The organism is Rhodococcus sp. IEGM 1306 (assembly GCF_036541985.1).
Lineage (GTDB): Bacteria > Actinomycetota > Actinomycetes > Mycobacteriales > Mycobacteriaceae > Rhodococcus_F > Rhodococcus_F qingshengii.
The window spans coordinates 61,170-82,156 of record NZ_JAZHFF010000004.1; the positions used below are offsets into that span (position 1 = coordinate 61,170).

Below are 20,987 nucleotides of genomic sequence, written 5' to 3' on the forward strand. Positions count from 1 at the left end.
ATGAGCAGTCCGTTCGAGGTCATCGAGGTGGGTGGCATTCCGTTTGCCGCGACCAACCTCGAGGGAGCTACTGATTGGGTAGTCAACGACAGACGAGAGGGAGCGGGAACCGGAGTCTCCGTGAGGTTGTCGAATTCCTACTGCGTGTCGGCGGCGCACAACGATCGTGACTACTCCGCGATTTTGAAGGGCCCCGGTGTGAACTTCGCAGACGGAACCCCGGTCAGTTGGGTGATGCGCCTTATCGGCGCCACCGCTTCCGATCACGTCGGTGTTCGACCAGTCCGGGGTCCATCGTTCTTCGAGGCCACCTTGGACAAGGGGCGCCGCTACGGCCTTCGTCACCATTTTGTCGGCACGACAGAAGAGACGTTGAGTCTTTTGACGGATCGAGTGGAAGAGTTGTACCCGGGCATCACGGTGGCTGGCACTTACGCCCCGCCGTTTGCCGCGTTCAGCAAGGAGTTCGTCGATGACATCATCACGAAGGTCGGTCCGTCGGCGCCGGACATCGTGTGGGTCGGCTTGGGAGCGCCGAAACAGGATTTTGTCACGAAGGCGATAGCGGATCGAACCGACTACGTGGCCGTCGGTGTCGGCGCGGCCTTCGACTTCTTGGCCGGAACCGTTTCTGAGGCACCGTCTTTCGTACGAAATTCGGGATTCGAGTGGTTGTATCGACTTGCATCGGAACCCAAACGTCTGTGGCGGCGCTACCTGTTCGGTAACTCGACATTCGTCCGGTTGGCATCGCGCGACATTCGAAAGTTCCTCGGCCGTTCGAGAGGACACGCATGAGCGAGATCAAGACTGCCGGTCGATTCGGAGGAATACGGACCACAACCGTGGTTTCGCAACTATCAGGCGGGCTGTCCCGCAACGGAAGGAACGCAGGATGAAACGCGCACTGATTACCGGAATCACGGGGCAGGACGGCTCGTACCTCGCCGAGTTGCTGCTCTCCAAAGGCTACGAGGTTCACGGACTGATCCGTAGATCGTCGACGTTCAACACTTCGAGGATCAACCACATTTATGTGGACCCCCACCATGTGGATGCGCGGCTTTTCCTTCACTACGGTGACCTCAGTGACGGAGCGCGCCTTGTGACGCTGCTCGCGCAGATCAAGCCGGACGAGGTGTACAACCTTGCTGCGCAGTCTCACGTCCGGGTCAGCTTCGACGAACCCGAACACACGGGGAACACGACGGGTGTGGGGTCGATCCGTCTTCTGGAGGCGGTTCGGATGGCGGGGCTCGACTGCCGGTTCTACCAGGCGTCGAGTTCTGAGATGTTCGGTGCGACGCCACCGCCGCAGAACGAGGAGACGCCGTTTTATCCACGCTCTCCCTACGGTGCGGCGAAGGTGTACTCGTACTGGATTACGAAGAACTACCGTGAGGCGTACGGGATCTTCGCGGTGAACGGGATTCTGTTCAATCACGAGTCTCCCAGGCGCGGTGAGACGTTCGTGACGCGCAAGATCACGCGTGCGGTGGCGCGTATCAAGGCAGGGATCGAGGATCATCTGTACATGGGTAATCTCGACGCGATTCGTGATTGGGGATATGCGCCGGAGTATGTCGAGGGTATGTGGCGCATGTTGCAGGTCGACGAGCCTGAGGATTTTGTGCTCGCCACCGGTGGCAACTATTCGGTGCGCGACTTCCTGACAGTCGCTTTCGAACATGCGGGTCTGAACTGGGAAGATCACGTGCGATTCGACGAGCGGTACCTTCGTCCGACTGAGGTCGACGCCTTGATCGGGGATCCGAGCCACGCCGAGCGCAAACTCGGGTGGAAGGCCGGAGTGCACACCCCCGAACTGGCCCGGATCATGGTCGACGCAGACATCGAAGCGCTCGAACATGAGGGGCGCCCGTGGATCGACACTCCGGCACTTCCCGACTGGTTGGCGACGCGATGAGTGATTCGTTCGCAGCGCGAGCGCTCGATCGAGGCGCACCGTTCTACGTAGCCGGACATCGAGGATTGGTCGGCTCCTCGGTGTGGCGGCACCTGGAATCCGAAGGCTTCACGAACCTTCTCGGAAAGTCGTCCGCCGAACTCGATTTGCGTGACCGGGACGCTGTCTTCGATTTCTTTGCCCGCGAAAAGCCGACCAATGTGATCCTCGCAGCAGCAAAAGTTGGTGGAATTGCGGCGAACAGCGCGTTCCTCGTCGACTTCCTGTCGGAGAATCTTCGGATCCAGGTGAACGTGCTCGACGCTGCGCTTGCACACGGCGTCGAGCGTCTCCTGTTCCTCGGATCATCGTGCATTTACCCGAAATTGGCGCCGCAGCCGATCAAGGAGGAGTACCTGCTCACCGGGCATCTCGAGCCGACCAACGATGCCTATGCAATTGCAAAGATTGCGGGAATACTCCATGTCCAAGCTGCCAGACGACAGCATGGTCGATCCTGGATCTCGGCGATGCCCACCAACCTGTACGGCCCGGGCGACAATTTCTCGCCGCGCGGATCGCATGTACTTCCCGCCCTCGTTCGGCGTTACGACGAGGCGCAGTCGTCCGCAGTGCCGTTGGTTGTCAACTGGGGGAGTGGCAATCCTCGCCGTGAATTTCTGCATGTCGACGATCTGGCGTCGGCGTGTCTGCATCTGCTCGACAACTACGACGGTGCATCGCATGTCAATGTCGGAACCGGTGAGGATCACACAATTCGTGAGATCGCTTCGATGGTTGCCGACGAGGTCGGATACACCGGCGAGACGCGATGGGACACCTCGAAGCCTGACGGAACGATGCAGAAACTTCTGGACGTGAGCATGATTCGAGAGCTTGGATGGCGGCCGACCATCGGATTGCGCGAAGGGATCGCGTCGACGGTCTCGTGGTACCGCGACAACATCGGTGCCCTACGTACGTGAATTTCCCATCCCATCAACACTTCACACACTCTCGAGAAAGTAGATCGAGCACCATGAGCACTCGCATAGCAGTTTTCGGCACGGGATACCTGGGCGCGACACACGCGGCCTGTATGGCCGAACTCGGTCACGAGGTCCTCGGAGTGGATGTCGACGCGGCAAAGCTGGAGAAATTGGCAGCAGGGGAAGTTCCTTTCTACGAGCCAGGTTTGCGTGAGGTTCTACGAAGAAATATCGATCGAGGAAGACTGAAGTTCACGTCGTCTTACGAGGAAGCCGCTGAATTTGCGGACGTGTTCTTCCTCGGGGTCGGTACGCCGCAGAAAAAGGGCGAGTTCGCTGCGGACATGATCTACGTGGATGCCGTGATCGAGACTCTGGCACCGCTACTCACCAAGCCCTCGGTCATCTTCGGGAAGTCCACGGTACCGGTGGGCACCGCGGAACGGCTCGGTAAGCGCGCGCGGGAACTGGCACCGAGCGGCGACGCCGTCGAAGTGGCGTGGAATCCCGAGTTTCTCCGTGAGGGATTTGCCGTCCAGGACACATTGCATCCCGATCGTCTGGTGCTCGGGGTCGACCGCAATCGACACGGACGCGCGGAATCTGTTGCGCGCGAAGTGTATGCAGACCTTGTCGATGAGGGGATTCCCTTTCTCGTCACGGACCTGGCTACGGCGGAGTTGGTCAAAGCATCAGCGAACGCATTCCTGGCCACGAAGATCTCGTTCATCAACGCCATTTCCGAAGTGTGCGAGGCTGCTGGTGCCGACGTCACAGTGCTCGCCGACGCGATCGGATACGACGTTCGGATCGGACGTCGATTTCTCAACGCGGGAATTGGTTTCGGGGGAGGCTGCTTACCGAAGGACATCCGTGCATTCATGGCTCGCGCCGGTGAACTAGGTGCCGACCAAGCACTGACGTTTCTTCGCGAAGTCGACAACATCAACATGCGCAGACGTACACGCATGGTCGAATTGGCACGGGAGGCATGCGGATCGCTGCTCGGCGCGAGAGTTGCAATTCTGGGTGCCGCGTTCAAGCCGGACTCGGACGACGTTCGTGACTCGCCGGCGCTCAATGTCGCGGGCCAGATTCAGCTCCAAGGCGCCGCGGTGAACGTGTACGACCCGAAGGCCATGGACAATTCGCGTGCGCTGTTCCCGACGTTGACCTATTCGGCAAATGCGTTGGAGGCCTGCGAAGGTGCTGATGTCGTCCTGGTGTTGACCGAGTGGCCCCAATTCTTGAAGTTGCAGCCGTCCGATCTTGATTCGGTGGTTCGCAAGAAGGTGATCGTCGACGGGCGCAATTGCCTTTCCCCCGACGACTGGCGAGGCGCTGGTTGGACATACCGCGGATTGGGACGTCCGTGAGTACCAGGCATCGTGCCTGCTGCAGTTGATCGATATCGAAGTTGAGAAAGCCCGGTTCGCCCTCGCGGTCTGACCGGCAAGAACCGCTCAGACCCGCAGTGGGCATGCGTGAGCCGAAGGAGACATCAAGATGGAAATTGTCGACTACCTGAAGATATTGCAAGCCAGATGGCGAATCGTCGCTGCTGTAACGGTGCTCGGAATCCTGGGAGCCCTTGGCGCTTCTCTTCTTTCGACGCCCGTCTACCAGGCCTCGACGAGGCTTTTCGTTTCGACGTCGGCGGGTACCTCGGTCAACGAGGCGCTTCAAGGTAGCCAGCTGTCACAGCAGCGTGTTCTGTCCTATACAAAACTCCTGACCGGCCGAACTCTCGCGCAGCGGACGATCGACGCACTGGGGCCGAGAGTGGTCGGCGGGATGTCGGCTGACGAGTTGGCGTCCAAGGTCACTGCGACGTCGGCGCCCGACACTGTGCTGATCGACCTCGGAGTCAAGGATCCTTCACCGGAACTCGCACGGGAGATTGCAGATACTCTGTCGTCCGAATTCGTCTCACTGGCAAAGGAACTGGAGACGCCTGAGAACGGCGGAACGCCGCCTGCGCGTGTGGTCGTCGAGCAGCAGGCCCAAGAACCGTCTGTTCCCGTGTCACCTAAGACTTCACGCAACCTCGCTCTGGGAGCCGTGGCGGGACTGGTGTCGGGAATCGCGCTTGCGTTGATTCGTGATCGGCTCGACAACACGGTGAAGGATCGTCGAACGGTGGAAGAGATTGCGGGTTCGGCGATGGTGGGCACGATCCCGTTCGACAAGGACGTCGAGGCCAATCACGCGATCGCTCTCAGTGACGGAAATTCCGTGAGTGCCGAAGCCTTCCGTGAATTGCGCACCAACCTTCAGTTCCTCGAGGTGGACCATCCACCACGTGTCATCGTCGTCACGAGTTCGCTTCCCTCAGAGGGTAAGACGACCACGGCCGTGAACATCGCTCTCGTCTTGGCGGAGGCCGGCAAATCGGTGTGCCTGATGGAAGGCGACCTCCGCAAGCCGCGAGTATCGAAGTACTTGGGATTGATCGGAAGTGTCGGCGTCAGTTCGGTGCTCTCCGGTCGAGCGACGCTGGACGATGTGCTTCAGCCGACCGAGTTCGACGGGCTGACTGTGCTCGCCTCCGGACCGATCCCCCCGAACCCGAGCGAACTACTCGGTACGGACACGGCCAAACATGTTCTCGGGGAACTGCGGGCGCGCTACGACTACGTCATCATCGACGCCTCGCCGTTGCTCCCCGTCACGGATGCCGCGGTTTTGGCCGCGATGTCGGACGGCGCTCTGGTGATCGCCCGACACGGCTCCACGAAGCGCGATCAACTGGCGCGCGCGGTCGGAAACCTACAGAGTGTGGGTGCGCACGTCCTCGGCACTGTCATCACGATGACGCCGTCTCGCGGACGCAATGCGTACGAGTACAGCTATTACTACGAGTCGGACAAGTCGCTACCGCAGTTGACCGCGGTGACCTCGCTCAGCGCTCACCGAAGCGAAGTCGGCTGAGCAGTGGGCCGACGAGATCGGCGATCTGAAGTCCGATCTCGTGAAACACCTTCTCTTCCTTACCCATCGGATCCAGGACGTCCTCGGGTTCGGTGGCACGAAATCGGGGCCTGGCGGCGGCGAGGTCGTCGACCGTTCCTGCATCCGCGAGCGAGCCCAACCGTGCGGCTTCTCGAAGGGTGAACGTGCGCTTCAGCCGCGCCGGAGCCATCGCCAGGACTTTGTCTCGCTGACTTTCGGTCATCGTGAGAATGAGGTCGGCGTCCGAGGCCAGCGCTGTTGTCATGCGTCGAGCTTGAAACTCCGTGGGGTCGCCGCCGAGCCCCGCGAGAACCCTCGCAGCCGTCGGCTCGATCGGGTGCCCGACCATCGCCCGGGTTCCAGCACTCGACGCGGTGAATCCGGTGATCCCGGCTTCGGTGGCATATGCACGTGCGAGGCGTTCGCCCGTGGGTGATCGGCAGATGTTTCCCGTACAAACGAAGAGAACGTGCATGGCAGAAGCATAGGTTGCACGCGCGACGCACTCGTCGTACGCCCGATGTTGGTTTCGCGCCCATCTGGCGTATGCGTTTCGGAAAGTTCGGACGCATACCAACAACACATGAAGATGACCGTGTTCGGAACGGGATACCTGGGCGCGACCCACGCTGTGTGTATGGCCGAATTGGGTCACGACGTGCTGGGGGTCGACATCGACCAGTCCAAGGTCGACAAGTTGTCCCGTGGGGAGGTCCCGTTCTTCGAGCCGGGTCTGACCGACATGCTGGAGAAGAATCTGGAGTCGGGTCGGCTCCGGTTCACGACGTCCTATGCCGATGCCGCAGATTTTGCCGACATTCATTTTGTCGGTGTGGGGACTCCGCAGAAGAAAGGGGAGTACGGCGCGGATCTGAGCCACGTTCATTCGGTGATCGATCTGCTGGCGCCGTTGTTGCGACGGCCATCTCTGATCGTCGGCAAGTCGACGGTTCCGGTAGGTACGGCTGCCGCTCTCGGCGAGCGACTACGTGCCGGCGCGCCGGCGGGCGCAGCAGTAGAGGTGGCCTGGAATCCGGAGTTCCTGCGTGAGGGGCACGCCATCGCGGACACTTTGAGGCCTGATCGGTTGGTTCTGGGGATCGATCGTGATCGACCGGGAAACGCCGAAGGTGTTCTTCGTGAGGTGTATGCCGCGATATTGGGCGCGGGGGTGCCGTTTCTCGTGACCGACCTGGCGACATCCGAGTTGGTCAAGGGATCGGCGAATGCATTTCTCGCCACCAAGGTGTCCTTCATCAATGCGATTGCGGAGGTGTGCGAGGCCACCGGGGCCGACGTGACGATGTTGGCTGACGCTCTCGGATACGACGATCGGATCGGCAGACGGTTTCTGAACGCGGGGTTGGGGTTCGGCGGAGGATGTCTGCCGAAGGACATCCGGGCCTTCATGGCGCGGGCCGGAGAACTGGGTGTGGACCAAGCGTTGTACTTCCTTCGCGAGGTCGACAGCATCAACATGCGACGACGCACGAAAGCCGTCGAGCTGGTGACGGCGGCCTGTGATGATGGTTTGCTGGGAGCTAACGTGTCGGTGCTGGGGGCTGCATTCAAGCCGGAATCCGACGATGTGCGCGATTCGCCTGCACTCAACGTCGCAGGAATGATGCAGTTGCACGGGGCGGCAGTCACCGTCTTCGATCCGAAGGCAATGGACAATTCTCGCCGACTCTTTCCCACCCTTCACTACGCAACCTCCACGTCAGACGCCTGCAAGAACGCTGATGTCGTCTTGATTGCGACCGAATGGGACGAGTTTGCCTCGCTCGTGCCCGCCGATCTGGATCCGCTCGTTCGTCGACGCGTCATCGTCGACGCCAGAAATTGCCTCGATCCGGAGGTCTGGCGTGCTGCTGGATGGAACTATCGCGGATTGGGGCGGTAGGTCGGACGTCCAGGTAGCGAAAAAGTAGCTGCGATTAGGCGTTAGATGCGATGCGCGAACCTTGTAGACCACCCCTAGTGGGTAGACTTCCGGCCGGGGAATGACGGGGTCTGCTGACAGGACCCGTCCACGGTCGACGAAGGTGGATCATGAACTTGGTATTGGGTGTGACGGTGGGAGCCAGCGCTGTGCGTTTGGCGCGCCCGGGGACGCCCGACCACCGTGGTCCGGTATTTCGATCGAGAGCGGTCGATCGCGGACGCGACGTTCCCGAGGAAATCGCCGCAGAAGCAACGAAGGTGGCATTGGCCGAGAATGTCGGCGTTGGCAGTCATACGGTCGTCGCCTACCGCGATCAAGCGCAAGCCGGTGCACTCCAGGCCGCGTTCGAGCAGAAAGGCATCGGCAACTTCGAGTTGATTCCCGAAGTTACAGCCACGCTTCGGATGCTCGAGGAACCCGGTGCGCTGACCGACCAGAGCACGCTTGTCGTCGTCGACATGGGTAGCTCGGGATCGACGATCAGCGTTGTGGACAGGCATTCGAGGTCTACCGTCGTGACTGCTCGGTCGACTCGGATCAGCGGCGACCACTTCGACGACCTCGTTTACTCCGACCAGACCGTACGCCGCCGAATCTCGACGCCGGCCGACCCGGGCGGCGACTCCGAACTGCAGTCGCGATGCCGACTTGCCAAGGAACAACTGTCCACACGGAGCGCGGTGTGCCTGCCCGGTCCCGGTGGGCTTCTCCTGCTGTCGCGGGAAGTTTTCGATTCGTTGGTCATCACGTCGGTGGAGGCCTTTGCCCGAGAAATACGGGAGGTCATCGCAACGTCCGGCCGTAACCCGGACGCGATTGTCCTCATCGGTGGCGGTGCGCGCATCCCGATCGTGCGGGCGACGCTCGCTGCGTGGCTGGATTGCCCCGTCATCGCGCAAGAACAGCCTGAACTGGTGGCTGCGCAAGGCGCTGCACTGATCGCGGAGTCGTCCCTGGCGCCGTCGTCACGACCTGTCGCTGCACCGGTCCAGGCCCCTGCGGTGGCACCGATCTTCGCGCCCTATCCGATTCACACACCGGCAGAGGTGCCTGTCCCGGTACAGGCGTTCAGTCATGGAGGAGTCGCTACGCTCCCCGAATCGGAACGGCCGGAGGTCGCTGCCGAGACGAAGTCTGTTCCACAGGAACAGATGTCGAGTCCGTATGCCGCGGACCTGCCGCAGCCGCGACCGAACCGACACGAGCAACGATTCGATCCGGCCGCAGATCTCGCGGTCGCCGTCAGCGACCCGGCCACGGACGGATTCGGCACAGAACGTGACGCCGACACCGAGGCCGTGATGGTTGACGCCCAGGCGTACTCGGCGGTCCGCGAAGACGAGGGAGTAGGAGCAGGAACCGCGCACCCGTCGTGGCTTGCCGGTACACAGACTGCGGAAACCACGTCCACGGAACCGAGGAATCCGCTGCGTTTCGCCGGCCTGGGCGCCGGTGTGATCGCGGCAGTCGTCATCGTCGGGTTGGGGTTGGGCTATGGCGGAAAGGTCTTCGGTGATTCCGACGAAGCCGGACCTGTGGCAACCGAGGTGACCACGACGGCACCGACAACCACGACGACTCCGCCGCCCCCGCCCACGACGACTCCGCCCCCGCCCACGACGGAGGAAGCGCCACCGGTGGTCGAGGCCCCGCCGGTTGTGCAGGACACCTATGTGCCGCCGGCGCCTGCACCCGCACCTCCGCCGCCCGCGATCTACATTCCGGGACTGCCGCCGATTCTGTTGCCGGTCCTCCCGCCGATCCCCGGACTCTGAGACCCTGTGTCAGCGTTTGGAGTGGCGTCCACCTGACGTGGGGCCGGTCTTGACCGCACTACCGGGCGGGCGCGCGAGAATGACGGCGATTGCGGTGGTGAGCGGAACCGAAAGAGCCAGAGCAATTCCGCCGACCGCGGACCGGACGATTTCGATCGCGACGGCGTCACCGACCAACACGTCTTGGAGTGGGCGCCCGCTGACACTGAAAAGCAACAGCAGTGGCAGCGCTCCGCCGGCGTACGCGAGGACCAAGGTGTAGACAGTGCTGGCGATGTGATCGCGTCCGACCCGCATCGCCCCACTGAACACCTTTCGGCGAGGAGCGTGCTTGTCGAGTTCGGCCAACTCGAATGCCGAAGATGCCTGGGTGATGGTGACGTCGTTGAGAACACCGAGCGATCCGATGATGAAGCCCGCCAGCAGCAGGCCCGTGATGTCGATGTGTTCGATGTATGTCTGCACATTGGTGTTCTGCTCTTCGGACAACCCGGTGAGATGGGTCAGTTCGATACAGAGATAGGAGAGAACCGCCGCGAGCACCATCGCGGCGAGGGTGCCGAGCAATGCCGAACTGGTTTTGAGTGAGACACCGTGCGCCAGATAGAGAACCGCGTACAAGATCACCGCGCCGGCGACCAGTGCAACCGGTATCGCAGGCTTGCCGTCGAGCAAGGCGGGCAGGAGGAATCCGACGACAACGCCGAATGCGATCACCAGTCCGACGAGAGCGCGCAATCCGCGCCACCGCGCAACAGCGATGATGACTACGGCAAACGCCAAAGCGATCAGTGCCAGCGGGAGTCCACGCGAATAGTCCTCGAAGGAGTACTGAGTATTGCCGTTCGGGTCCGTCTGACGCACGAGACGAATGTGGTCACCGACTCGTAGATCCGGTTGACCGGCGCCCGGGATGACCTCGAGCAGTGTCTTGGTTCCGGCATTCGGCCCGGATTCGATGTCGACGATGCTCCGCTGGCATTGATAGGCCGACGTGGGCGGCGGTTGCGGGGCGCCGACGAATACCCTTCCAGCGGAGGAACTCCCGCAGTCGCCGAGGTCTTGCATGGTGACCGTGCCCCCCTCGGTTTCCACCGAGCTGCCGTCGGCATTCTGAAAAGGGAGTGGGACGGGGATGGTGTTCTTGTCCGGCCACAGTGCGATTGCTGCCGCGACGACGATCATGCCGATGACGACGAGCAAGCCGATGACGACGCGTGAGGCGGTGGGGCCGATCTGAATGGGTCCACCGTGGCCGTGGCCGTGACTCATCGGAAACTGAGTGTCGGACTGGGGATTTGCACCGGTGCAATGTTATCGGCTCCGAAGCGAATGGTCAGCTTCTGAAGGCAGTGTCGGTGAAAGGCAGTGCCGACGAAAGGCAGTGCCCGTGAAAACCGGTGCTACCGATGAGGGGGTGTGAAACGGAGATTGGTCGAGCTGGGTGGCGGGGAACAGGGGGGGTTGTCCCCGCCACCAACCTGGTATCCACAGGGGGGGAGGGATACCAGGTGCTCGCGGCACCGAAGTGCTGATAACTAATGTACCCAATTTCAAACCGATTTGGCGCGTTGTCCAACTACCAATTCCGCAACGAATCACGTACCGGTTGGACTGTTTTCACATCAGGGCAGGTCACTAAATAGTTAAAGTGTCAATCAAACCGTGTGGTTTGCGAAAAATGTGACCAAGGTCGCACAAATGCCCCGTCGTTTTACGTTTACGGGGCATTTGTACAACGAATTGTTTACTCGATTTCAGCCGGATTCAGCCGGAGAATCTACTGTTTGTAACTGGTGAGGAAGTTGCCGAATCGCTCGATGGCGACGGCAAGATCTCGGGCCCACGGGAGCGTGACGATCCGAAGGTGATCGTGATTGGGCCAATTGAACCCGGTGCCCTGAACCATCAGGATCTTCTCCTGGAGTAGCAGGTCTTGCACCAATTTCTCGTCGTCGTGGATCTCGTAGACGTTCGGATCCAGACGAGGGAAGGCGTAGAGCGCGCCGCGTGGTTTGACACACGAAACGCCCGGAATCATGTTCAGTCTCTCCCAGGCGACGTCGCGCTGCTCGAGAAGACGACCGCCGGGCAGGATCAGGTCTTCGATGCTCTGGTGTCCACCGAGGGCCACCTGAATGGCGTGCTGTCCGGGGACGTTGGGGCACAGCCGCGTCGACGCCAAGAGATCGAGACCCTCGAGGAAGCCGGCCGCATGATCCTTCGGCCCGGTGATCGCGACCCAGCCGGAGCGGTAGCCCGCGACACGGTAGGCCTTCGAGAGGCCGTTGAACGTCAGGCACAGCAGATCAGGGGCGAGCGTCGCCAGCGAGATGTGCTTTGCGTCGTCGTAGAGGATCTTGTCGTAGATCTCGTCGGCGAGGAGCAGGAGCTGATGCTTGCGCGCCAGATCGACCAACTGCTGCAGAACCTCCATCGAGTACACCGCACCCGTGGGGTTGTTCGGGTTGATGACGAGGAGAGCCTTGGTCTTGTCGGTGATCTTGGATTCGATATCGGCGATATCGGGATTCCAGTCGTTCGCCTCGTCGCAGAGGTAGTGGACGGGTGTACCGCCGGACAGGCTCGTCATCGCGGTCCACAGCGGATAGTCCGGTGCCGGGATCAGCACCTCGTCACCGTTGTTGAGGAGGGCCTGCATGGTCATCGTGATCAGCTCTGAGACACCGTTGCCGAGGTAGATGTCGTCTACGTCGAGCTCGGGGAAGCCGGGAACCAGTTCGTAGCGCGTCACGATTGCGCGCCGCGCCGACAGAATGCCCTTCGACTCCGAATAGCCCTGCGCATAGGGCAGCGCAGCGATCATGTCTCGCATGATCACGTCGGGGGCATCGAATCCGAACGGTGCCGGGTTGCCGATGTTGAGCTTGAGGATCCGGTGCCCTTCCGCCTCCAGCCGGGCGGCATGCGCGTGCACCGGTCCACGGATTTCGTACAGGACGTTCTGGAGCTTCGACGACTGCTCCAGCTCGCGCTGCGGCTGACGGTGGCGGACGGGTTCTGGTGTGCTCACGAGTTACATGATTCCACCACTGTGCAAGTGCATTGTCGGGGACCGTGTCGCGCGACCAGTTGGCTATTGTCGAGCGATGACCCCCAGCGAGCAGATTGCAGCCCCGTACGGATCGTGGACTTCTCCGATCGGAGCAGCTGATCTGGCTGCAGGTGGCCACCCTGTCGAGGGCGGACGATACGTCGGCGACGAGATCTGGTGGGCTGAAATTCGTCCGACCGAGAGTGGTCGGACGTCGATTCGTCGATCCGGTCTCGACAACCAACCAGTCGACATCCTCCCGGCGCCGTGGAACGCGCGGACGAGGGTTCACGAGTACGGCGGTGGCGCCTGGACTGTCACGGAGTCCGGAAAACTGGTCTTCAGTGAATTCTCCGATCAACGGGTGTACATCCTCGAAGGAGTCACTCCGCGGGCTCTTACGCCCGAACCGGCGTCGCCGGCCGCGTTGCGATACGCAGACCTGCAGATCGTGAACGGTGAGGTGTGGGCGGTTCGGGAAGCGCACGCGGAGGACGGGGCGATCACTCGCGATATCTGCGCGATTCCGCTGGACGGTTCCGGCGAGATCCGCTCGATCGTCGGCGGTTCGGACTTCCTTTCGTCACCGAGGCTTTCGCCGAGTGGAACCAAGATCGCCTGGATCGCGTGGAACCATCCGCAAATGCCCTGGGACGGTACCGAACTGCGCGTAGCTCCACTAGTCGACGGCGTCGCTCAGGACTACTCCGTACTGATCGGCGGACCCGAAGAGTCGGTCCTGCAACCGGAGTGGATCACCGACGACGAACTTTTCGCAATCAGCGATCGCAGCGGCTGGTGGAACATCTATCGCGTCGGCGCCGAGATCACCCCGATCTGCCCGGTGGAGGCGGATTTCGGTGGGCCACAGTGGCGTTTCGGTGCGCGCTGGTTCGTCGAACTCGACAACGGCCACCTTCTCACCGCGCGCACCGTGGGAACCGACACCCTGGGGGTGCTCGATCCCGCGTCGGGAGAACTACGCGACATCGAGATCCCCGGGGTCACCAGTATCGGCCTCATGCAGGTTCGCGGCGACCGGTTGCTGCTCGTCTCGGGAGGCGCGAAACTGGCGGGCGCGCTACGTGAACTGGACCTCGGTACCGGAAAACTGACCGAAATCCGTTCGTCGGTCGAAGAATTGCCCGAGTCTGCATATCTTCCGGAAGCGCGAGCAGTCGTGGCTCACGGACACGGGCGAGAAGTTCACGCCGTTGCGTATCCGCCGCGCAGTCCGCGATACAAAGGACTCGACGGCGAACTGCCGCCGTACGTCGCATTTGTTCACGGCGGCCCGACGGCGCACGTCGCACCGGCCCTCAATCTCGTCTACGCCTTCTTCACCAGCCGCGGAATCGGAGTGGTGGATGTGAATTACGGCGGGTCGACCGGATACGGACGTGAGTACCGTAATCGATTGCGCGGTCAGTGGGGTGTCGTCGACGTGCAGGATGTCGTCACCGCCGTCACCGGATTGGCCGAGCAGGGGCTCGCAGATCCGGCCCGCCTCGCCGTCGAGGGTGGATCTGCCGGCGGATGGACTGTTCTGGCCGCACTGACCACGTCCGACGTGTTCGCCTGTGGTGCTTCCTATTTCGGGGTGGCAGAACTGGACCTGTTCGTGCAGGAAACTCACGATTTCGAGTCGCGCTACGTCGACGGGTTGATCGGTCCACTGCCGGAATCTGCCGACCTGTACGCCGAACGTGCTCCGCTCAACAACGTCGACGGGTTGAACTGCCCGGTGTTGTTGCTCCAGGGCCTCGACGATCCGATCGTGCCGCCCTCGCAGGCGGAACGATTCCGGGATGCACTGGTGGCCAAGGGTATTCCGCACGCCTACCTGGCCTACGAGGGTGAATCGCACGGATTCCGTAAGCAGTCGACCATCATCAGCTCACGCAACGCCGAGTTGTCCTTCTACGGGCAGGTGCTCGGGTTCACCCCACCGGACATCCCGACGCTGGAGCTGTGGAAGCCTGCGACCAGTAGCTGACGGCCCCGCGGCTGCGTGCGAGGGCCGCAATGACCGACCTGCCACCCCGCGCCACCGAGCTGGTCTTCGCGGAGCTTCTCGTTCCAGCGCACGTCCTCGGCGCTGCGACCGGTGGGTACCGGTCGGCCGTGTGTGACGCGGCCGGCGAACCCACGAACGTCGTGGATTTCGAACCGGTTTCGCGGCGCTGGAGAGGGTGTTCGGTGTGGGGATCGGTGGCCGGTTCTCGGCGTCACACTCCAGGAAACCCTTGCGTCCGGAGCGTTTGCGTGCCACGCTGTAGAACTATGACTACAGGAAAGGCGGACACCGCCACCGTCGCGTGAGCGCCGCACCGTTTCGCTCGTCGACGTCACGTCGAGCGACATCGACCGAGAACATCGATATCTTCGATGTAGACAATCAGGCCTTGGAAGCAGTCCGCGATGTATGGCTCGAACGCGGCTTGTGTACACGTCCGGCCGATCGATCCACTGCAGAATCTGCTGTCGCGCAACTATATCGGCGATCCGGACTCCCGAAACCGGAGTTTGTCTGGATTCCGTCTCCCCGTGCCGGTTCGGATCTGATCGCCGCCGAAGGTTTGTCGACCACGATGTCCTTCGACGGCGCCGGACTCGACTGCCCGTCCGGACATATCGCGAGCATGTTCGCGTCATCGCGCCGACGTATGAACGCGAGTATCCAAGGTCGGAAGGCTGACTGGCAGATAGAACGCCGGCAGAGGCAGCGCCTGATCAGGGCGTCCGTTTGGGAATCGTTGCACACCACGCTGTTCGACGGAGTCGCGGTCGCGATACGAACGATGTCGACCCCGATGGCAGGCGGAGTGACCTGGTACGGACAGCAGGAAGCCCATCGAATCGCGTACTACGACACGTTCCGTCGATACGGTCTCGCGACCTTCGATTCGGAAGATCGTGAACTCCTGGACGTGCAGACCGCACTCGCTGACTCGACCGGGTGGTGGTGGGCGTTCGACAACCTGTGCATCATGGCTGAACGACCCGGCGCCGTGCATAGCGAACCGATACCGGGCAGCACGCTGGGAGAGCGACGACTGCACCATTCTGATGGCCCTGCAATTGAATTCGGAGACGGCGCACATGCATTCGTTCTGCACGGGGCGATCGTTCCCGACTGGGTGGTGCTCGACCCGTCCGCCGAACGGATCGCACTGGAGCGCAATGTCGAGATCCGTCGGTGCGCGATCGAACGCATCGGCTGGGATACCTACATCGAGAGCGCCGGACTGACACTGGTCGACGAAACCGATGATCCGGGCAATGTCGGTTGCCTGCTACAGCTCTACGCGTCGCCGGAAGGCTGGGGCCGAAGTGGGCGAATCCTGCTCGCGGTCAACGGCTCTCTGGAACGCGACGGGTATCGGCGGCGATACGGACTGCATGTGCCCGGATGGTTCACGTCCGCGCTGGATGCGGCCGGCTGGACCTACGGCATCACCGGTGCCGACTATGCACGCCTCGTTCGTCGAACCTGAACCTCACACACACAACCTCGAACCCTCTAACCCCTTGGTGATACTTATGAACTCGAACATGACCTTGTCCGCTCTCACCACCCTCACCGGCCTCGACGTCTTCGACTATCTCGACAAGGAAGTGTCCATTCCTGTCGTCGACGGTCTTCAAGCGCAGGGCGATCTCATCGTGATCCCGTTTTCGCTGCTCGCAAATATCGTCACGCCGTTACCGTGGACTCGATCCGTGAACGTTCCACTCTCGGGAGTGGAACTGCTGCGAAGCGCGGCGGGCGGGAACCCTCACAGTCTGGTTGCAGACGTAGGGGAGTGCGCGTGGTCGACACCGGTGAAAGACGCTCGGGGCCTTGCACTCGGCGTGCTCGACACCCAGGTGACCGCTTACCTCATCCATCCGGAGCACGGCGCGACCGGAATCGCTCCGGGGCGCTACGTCATCGGACGGCAGCAGGAAAGGGGCGTCGGGCGTGCGCGTGGTGCGCGTGGTGCGGTGATGCTTGTCGCAGATTGACAGGCCGACCTCGGGCTCCAGACAAAGCGAATGCCCCCACCATGACGGTGAGGGCATTCGCGAGTGGTGCGCTTACTTCTTGCGGCCGGGAGCCTTTGCACCGGCCTTGAAGCCGAGTCCGCCTGCTTTGGGGGCGGGCGGCGCCGCAGCGGGTGCCGCAGCTTCCGCGGGTGCAGACGCCTCGGCAGGTGCGTCTGCAGCGGGTTCTGCCTTCACGGGTTCGGTCTTCGTTGCCGGTGCCTCCGCAGCAGGTGCGGGAGCTGCAGCCGGAGCTGCCTTCCGGGCACCGGGCGCCTTTGCGCCCGATTTGAATCCGAGCCCGCCTGCCTTGGCGACCGGTGGAGCCTTCGGGGCCTCCGCCTGGGCAGCGGGAGCCTCGGCAGCCGGAGCCTCCGTCGGCGCCTCAGGCGCAGCCGCAGCAGCAGGTGCTTCAGGCGCAGCGGCAGCCGGAGCAGCCTTCGCGCCAGGAGCCTTGGCTCCGCCCTTCATCTGCAGTCCCTTGCCACCCGGAGCCTTGGCACCGGACGCCAGGCCCAGACCCTTCGGCTTGGCGACGGGTGCAGCAGCCTCAGCAGCTTCCGCTGCCGGAGCTTCCGCTGCCGGTGCTGCAGCGGCCTTTGCTCCGGGTGCCTTGGCGGCGCCCTTCATCTGCAGTCCCTTGCCGCCGGGAGCCTTGGCTCCGCCCGCAAGACCGAGCCCCTTGGGCTTTGCCGCGGGTGCGGCCGGTGCAGCATCTTCGGCAGCGGGAGCTTCCGCGCTTGCGGCGGGAGCTGCCTTCTTGGCGCCGGGAGCCTTTGCCCCGCCGGCCATTCCGAGGCCCTTGCCGGGTGCCTTGGCGCCGGGAGCTTTTGCGCCTGGTGCCTTGGCAAGGCCCTTCATGGCCAGACCCTTGCCTGCCGGTGCAGCCTTGGCTTCCGGAGTCGCGGCGGCTTCCTCGACTTCGGCGACCCGATCCTGCTCGACGGTCTCAGCCTTTGCCTCGGCAGCGACCGGTGCCTTCTCACGCGGGATCACCTTGATGTTCTCGCCGAGCTGGGCGGGATCGAGGCGGGTGACGGAGTTCAGCATCAGCTGCGCGACGTCGACGACCTCGACGCCTTCGCCCTGGCCTTGCTCCTGGCGGGCAGTGACGCCGTCGGTGAGCATGACGCGGCAGAACGGGCAACCCGTGGCGATCTTCTTGGGGTTGGTGGAGAGCGCTTCGTCGACGCGGTCGACGTTGATGCGCTTGCCGATGTTCTCTTCCATCCACATGCGGGCGCCACCGGCGCCACAGCACATGGAACGTTCGCCGTGGCGCGGCATTTCGACGAGCTTGGAGCCTGACGCTTCCATGAGTTCACGGGGAGCGTCGTAGACCTTGTTGTGGCGTCCGAGGAAGCACGGGTCGTGGTAGGTGACGTCTTCGCTCACGGATGCAACCGGGATCAGCTTCTTCTGGCGCACCAGACGGTTGAGCAGCTGAGTGTGGTGCACGACCTCGTAGTCGCCGCCCACCTCCGGGTACTCGTTGCCGAGAGCGTTGAAGCAGTGCGCACAGGTGACGACGATCTTGCGCTTCTTCTGCTCGATACCGTCGAAGACCGAGTTGAGCATCTCGATGTTCTGCATTGCGAGCTGCTGGAACAAGAACTCGTTGCCGGCACGACGTGCGGAGTCGCCGGTGCAGGTTTCGTCGGCGCCGAGGACCATGAACTTCACTCCCGCGGTGGCAAGGAGTTCGGCGACGGCCTTGGTGGTCTTCTTGGCACGGTCTTCGTAGGCGCCGGCGCAGCCGACCCAGAAGAGGTACTCGTAGTCCTCGAAGCTGTCGGCGTCCTTGCCGAAGACGGGGATCTCGAAGTCCATCTCGTTGATCCAGTTGAGACGGTCCTTGGAGTTCTGGCCCCAGGGGTTGCCCTTGTTCTCGAGGTTCTTGAACAGGCCGGCGAGTTCGGAGGGGAACTCCGATTCGATCAGGACCTGGTAGCGACGCATGTCGATGATGTGGTCGACGTGTTCGATGTCGACGGGGCACTGTTCGACGCAGGCGCCGCAGTTGGTGCAGCTCCACAAGGTTTCGGCGTCGATGACCGGGGCCATCTCACCTTCGACGGTTTCACCGACGAGCTTGCGGTCTGCCTCGAGCCGTGCTGCCTCGGGGATGGCTGCGAGTGCGGCTTCCTTGACGTTGCCTTCGGCGTCGACGAGACCGATCTCGTCGCCGCCCATGTCCTTGCGTCCACCGGCCAGCAGGTACGGGGCCTTGGCGTAGCCGTGGTCACGCAGCGACATGATGAGCAGCTTGGGGGAGAGCGGCTTTCCGGTGTTCCAAGCAGGGCACTGGGACTGGCAACGCCCGCACTCGGTGCAGGTGGTGAAGTCGAGCCAGCCCTTCCAGGAGAAGTCCTCGATGTTTCCGGCGCCGAGAGTGTCGGTGTCGGGGTCGACGTTCTCCATCGTCAGGACTTTGCCCTTGGACATCATGGGCTTTGCCGCGCCGAGCGCGACGGTCCCGTCGTCTTCACGCTTGAAGTAGATGTTGAAGAACGCCGAGAAGCGGTGCCACGCGACGCCCCACGTGATGTTGCGGCCCACGATGGCGAGCCAGATCATGCCGGTCATCAGCTTGACGAACGCGAACACCGAGATCATGACGGGGCTGGCGGGAAGCAGCTTTGCGACCTGCATGGTGAAGAAGTCGGTCCACGGGTTGGCGTGACCGTAGGTGGCGATCTTGCCGGCCTTGACCATGATCATGCCCAGGCCCTCGAGCAGGACGATGCCTTCGATGACGTAAGCGGCCTTGAAGTTGGAGCCACCGAAACGGGACAGGCGTGCGGGCAGGCGCGGGTGGTTGAGCTGACGGATCACGATCAGCGTGGTGATACCGATGACGGTGCCGAGGCCCAGGATCTCGTCCCACAGGTGCCACGCCCACGTGTTACCGAAGATGGGCCAGTGGAACTCGGGGTTGAACGTCTGGCCGTAGGCCTCGAACCACAGAAGGAATCCGCCGAGGAAGCCGACCATGACGAGCCAGTGAGCCCAGCCGACGCTGCGGAACTTGTTCATGCGCGTGTGCGCGATGAACTCGATGATCATCTGCTTGAAGCGAGGGAAGAACGGGCGCCATCGATCGGGTGCCGACTGGCCGATGCGCACGGTGTTGAACATCCTCAGCGCGCCTGAGAGGAAGATGTACCAACACACCAAGCTCAGCAGAGCACCAATCGTGCCCAACGTAATCGTCAGGGCATTCATGTCGCGGCCTTTCGTTTCAGGGCGACGCGTCGGCCACCTCGGGACAGCCCACTGATACTAACCTGCGTTATGTTACCCGCCAGTAACTAGCATTACCAGCCTGTAGGTACCGGCTGGTAACCGCTCGTGGCCTGGAGAGATCAATCTTCTGCGTCGGACGGGCTTGGTCAGACGCAGACATGTCTGGTCGTCACGTTAGGCGGTGCCCGTCAGGTGTACATCTGTCAGGCAGCCCTAACTCGGGTTCCGAGCAGGTGAGGACAACCGACCGGCTGTTATCGTTACGCCCGTCACGCACAGGGGAAACGGGTGGTGTGAGTCATCGACTGACGCCCGCCCGATCCCGGGGAGGATTGAAAATGTTCATTCGTAAAGCTGCGGCCGTCGCAGCGATGACCATTGCCGCTACGGGCATCGCTGCAGGTACTTCTTACGCAGCTCCGGAGACGTCACCCGACGTTTCGTACACCGCCGAGGTCGTGGACCAGGCTGTTGTCACCACCATCGATGCCGGGGCATTCCGGGTATCGGGTGACGGAACACACGTCGACCTGCAGAACAGCCAGGGCGCGACTCTCGTGAGTCTGCCGCTCGCGTTCAACCTCGGGGACGTTCAGTTCCCGTTCGACGAGACCGTCAGTGAGGACGGCAAGACCCTCACCCTCAAGCCGAACCTGGACCCGGCCAGCTCCAAGCCGAAGCCGGTCGCTGCCGAGTTCACCCCGGTTGCTTCGCCTGACGAGGATCAGAAGGCAATCGAGAAGTTTCAGTCACAGCTCGGGCTTGCCACGCAGATCGGTAGCCTCACCGGCACGATCGTCGGTGCAGTCATCGGTTGCATCGTGGGTCTGCCCGGCCTGGTTATCGGCTGCCTCCCCGGCATGGTCACCGGTGCCGGTATCGGTGGAGTCGCCGGTACCATCCTCGCCGGTGGCGGAACCGCAATCGTTGCGGGCATGGATCTGATCAAGGTCCTGAACGCTCCGGCCGGAACAACGCTCTTCCAGTAAGCAGCTCTTCCAGTAAGCAGCTCTTCCGGTAAGACGTCACGAACGCCGAAACGGGCGCCACACCTTCAGAAGGTGTGGCGCCCGTTTTGCTGTCTCGGGGAATG

15 protein-coding genes are annotated in these 20,987 nt (G+C 62.3%); 11 read left to right on the forward strand and 4 right to left on the reverse strand.

The genetic code is table 11. The features are described 5' to 3' along the window. From V3587_RS12775 to V3587_RS12795, 5 genes are all read left to right on the forward strand, one after another. On the forward strand, window positions 1-798 hold the full coding sequence (locus tag V3587_RS12775) for a WecB/TagA/CpsF family glycosyltransferase (protein ID WP_124567360.1): 798 nt from the start codon (window positions 1-3) through the stop codon (window positions 796-798). Window positions 799-895: 97 nt separating this feature from the next. Continuing rightward, the gene (gmd, locus tag V3587_RS12780) at window positions 896-1,927 is read left to right on the forward strand and encodes a GDP-mannose 4,6-dehydratase (RefSeq protein WP_095971940.1); all 1,032 of its coding nucleotides are present in this window, start codon (window positions 896-898) and stop codon (window positions 1,925-1,927) included. Then, the gene (locus tag V3587_RS12785) at window positions 1,924-2,892 is read left to right on the forward strand and encodes a GDP-L-fucose synthase family protein (protein ID WP_172436646.1); all 969 of its coding nucleotides are present in this window, start codon (window positions 1,924-1,926) and stop codon (window positions 2,890-2,892) included. The genes gmd and V3587_RS12785 overlap by 4 nt, the downstream gene beginning before the upstream one ends. A 53-nt stretch (window positions 2,893-2,945) precedes the next feature. Next, the gene (locus V3587_RS12790) at window positions 2,946-4,271 is read left to right on the forward strand and encodes a UDP-glucose dehydrogenase family protein (RefSeq protein ID WP_283376856.1); all 1,326 of its coding nucleotides are present in this window, start codon (window positions 2,946-2,948) and stop codon (window positions 4,269-4,271) included. A 130-nt stretch (window positions 4,272-4,401) separates the two neighbouring features. Next, complete coding sequence (locus V3587_RS12795; RefSeq protein ID WP_235171519.1) at window positions 4,402-5,826, forward strand: polysaccharide biosynthesis tyrosine autokinase; 1,425 nt, start codon at window positions 4,402-4,404, stop codon at window positions 5,824-5,826. Here V3587_RS12795 and V3587_RS12800 read toward each other — a convergent pair. Continuing rightward, on the reverse strand, window positions 5,798-6,322 hold the full coding sequence (locus tag V3587_RS12800) for an arsenate reductase/protein-tyrosine-phosphatase family protein (RefSeq protein ID WP_235171520.1): 525 nt from the start codon (window positions 6,320-6,322) through the stop codon (window positions 5,798-5,800). The two genes, V3587_RS12795 and V3587_RS12800, sit on opposite strands and share 29 nt — an antisense overlap. A gap of 108 nt (window positions 6,323-6,430) precedes the next feature. Here V3587_RS12800 and V3587_RS12805 point away from each other — a divergent pair, with 108 nt between their 5' ends. Both V3587_RS12805 and V3587_RS12810 read left to right on the forward strand, forming a co-directional pair. Then, window positions 6,431-7,750, forward strand: coding sequence for a UDP-glucose dehydrogenase family protein (locus V3587_RS12805; RefSeq protein ID WP_124567355.1), 1,320 nt, complete (start codon window positions 6,431-6,433; stop codon window positions 7,748-7,750). Window positions 7,751-7,899: 149 nt separating this feature from the next. Further along, window positions 7,900-9,567, forward strand: coding sequence for an Hsp70 family protein (locus V3587_RS12810; protein WP_283376855.1), 1,668 nt, complete (start codon window positions 7,900-7,902; stop codon window positions 9,565-9,567). A 9-nt stretch (window positions 9,568-9,576) separates the two neighbouring features. Here V3587_RS12810 and V3587_RS12815 read toward each other — a convergent pair whose 3' ends face one another. Together V3587_RS12815 and V3587_RS12820 are read right to left on the reverse strand one after the other, a co-directional pair. Continuing rightward, complete coding sequence (locus V3587_RS12815) at window positions 9,577-10,839, reverse strand: YibE/F family protein (RefSeq protein ID WP_283376854.1); 1,263 nt, start codon at window positions 10,837-10,839, stop codon at window positions 9,577-9,579. A 508-nt stretch (window positions 10,840-11,347) separates the two neighbouring features. Further along, entirely contained in the window at window positions 11,348-12,601 is a 1,254-nt protein-coding gene (locus V3587_RS12820) for a pyridoxal phosphate-dependent aminotransferase (RefSeq protein WP_003943683.1), read from the reverse strand. Between the two features lie 76 nt (window positions 12,602-12,677). On the opposite strand from V3587_RS12820, the gene V3587_RS12825 reads away from it, so the two are divergent. The 3 genes from V3587_RS12825 (at window position 12,678) to V3587_RS12835 (ending at window position 16,630) form a co-directional block, all read left to right on the forward strand. After that, a complete protein-coding gene (locus V3587_RS12825) occupies window positions 12,678-14,618 on the forward strand; it encodes a S9 family peptidase (protein ID WP_283376853.1) in 1,941 nt (646 codons plus the stop codon). A gap of 322 nt (window positions 14,619-14,940) precedes the next feature. Further along, window positions 14,941-16,119, forward strand: a complete 1,179-nt coding sequence (locus V3587_RS12830) for a DUF6745 domain-containing protein (RefSeq protein WP_283376852.1) — start codon at window positions 14,941-14,943, stop codon at window positions 16,117-16,119. Window positions 16,120-16,165: 46 nt separating this feature from the next. Beyond that, entirely contained in the window at window positions 16,166-16,630 is a 465-nt protein-coding gene (locus tag V3587_RS12835) for a hypothetical protein (protein ID WP_124567349.1), read from the forward strand. 72 nt (window positions 16,631-16,702) lie between these two features. Here the strand turns inward: V3587_RS12835 and V3587_RS12840 are convergent, their stop codons facing one another. Next, window positions 16,703-19,873 carry a (Fe-S)-binding protein gene (locus V3587_RS12840; protein WP_124567348.1) on the reverse strand — a complete coding sequence of 1,057 codons (3,171 nt, stop codon included), beginning with the start codon at window positions 19,871-19,873 and terminating at the stop codon, window positions 16,703-16,705. 359 nt (window positions 19,874-20,232) lie between these two features. Between V3587_RS12840 and V3587_RS12845 the strand changes: the two genes are divergently transcribed. Continuing rightward, window positions 20,233-20,883, forward strand: a complete 651-nt coding sequence (locus tag V3587_RS12845) for a glycine zipper family protein (protein WP_050655717.1) — start codon at window positions 20,233-20,235, stop codon at window positions 20,881-20,883. Window positions 20,884-20,987 lie beyond the last annotated feature (104 nt).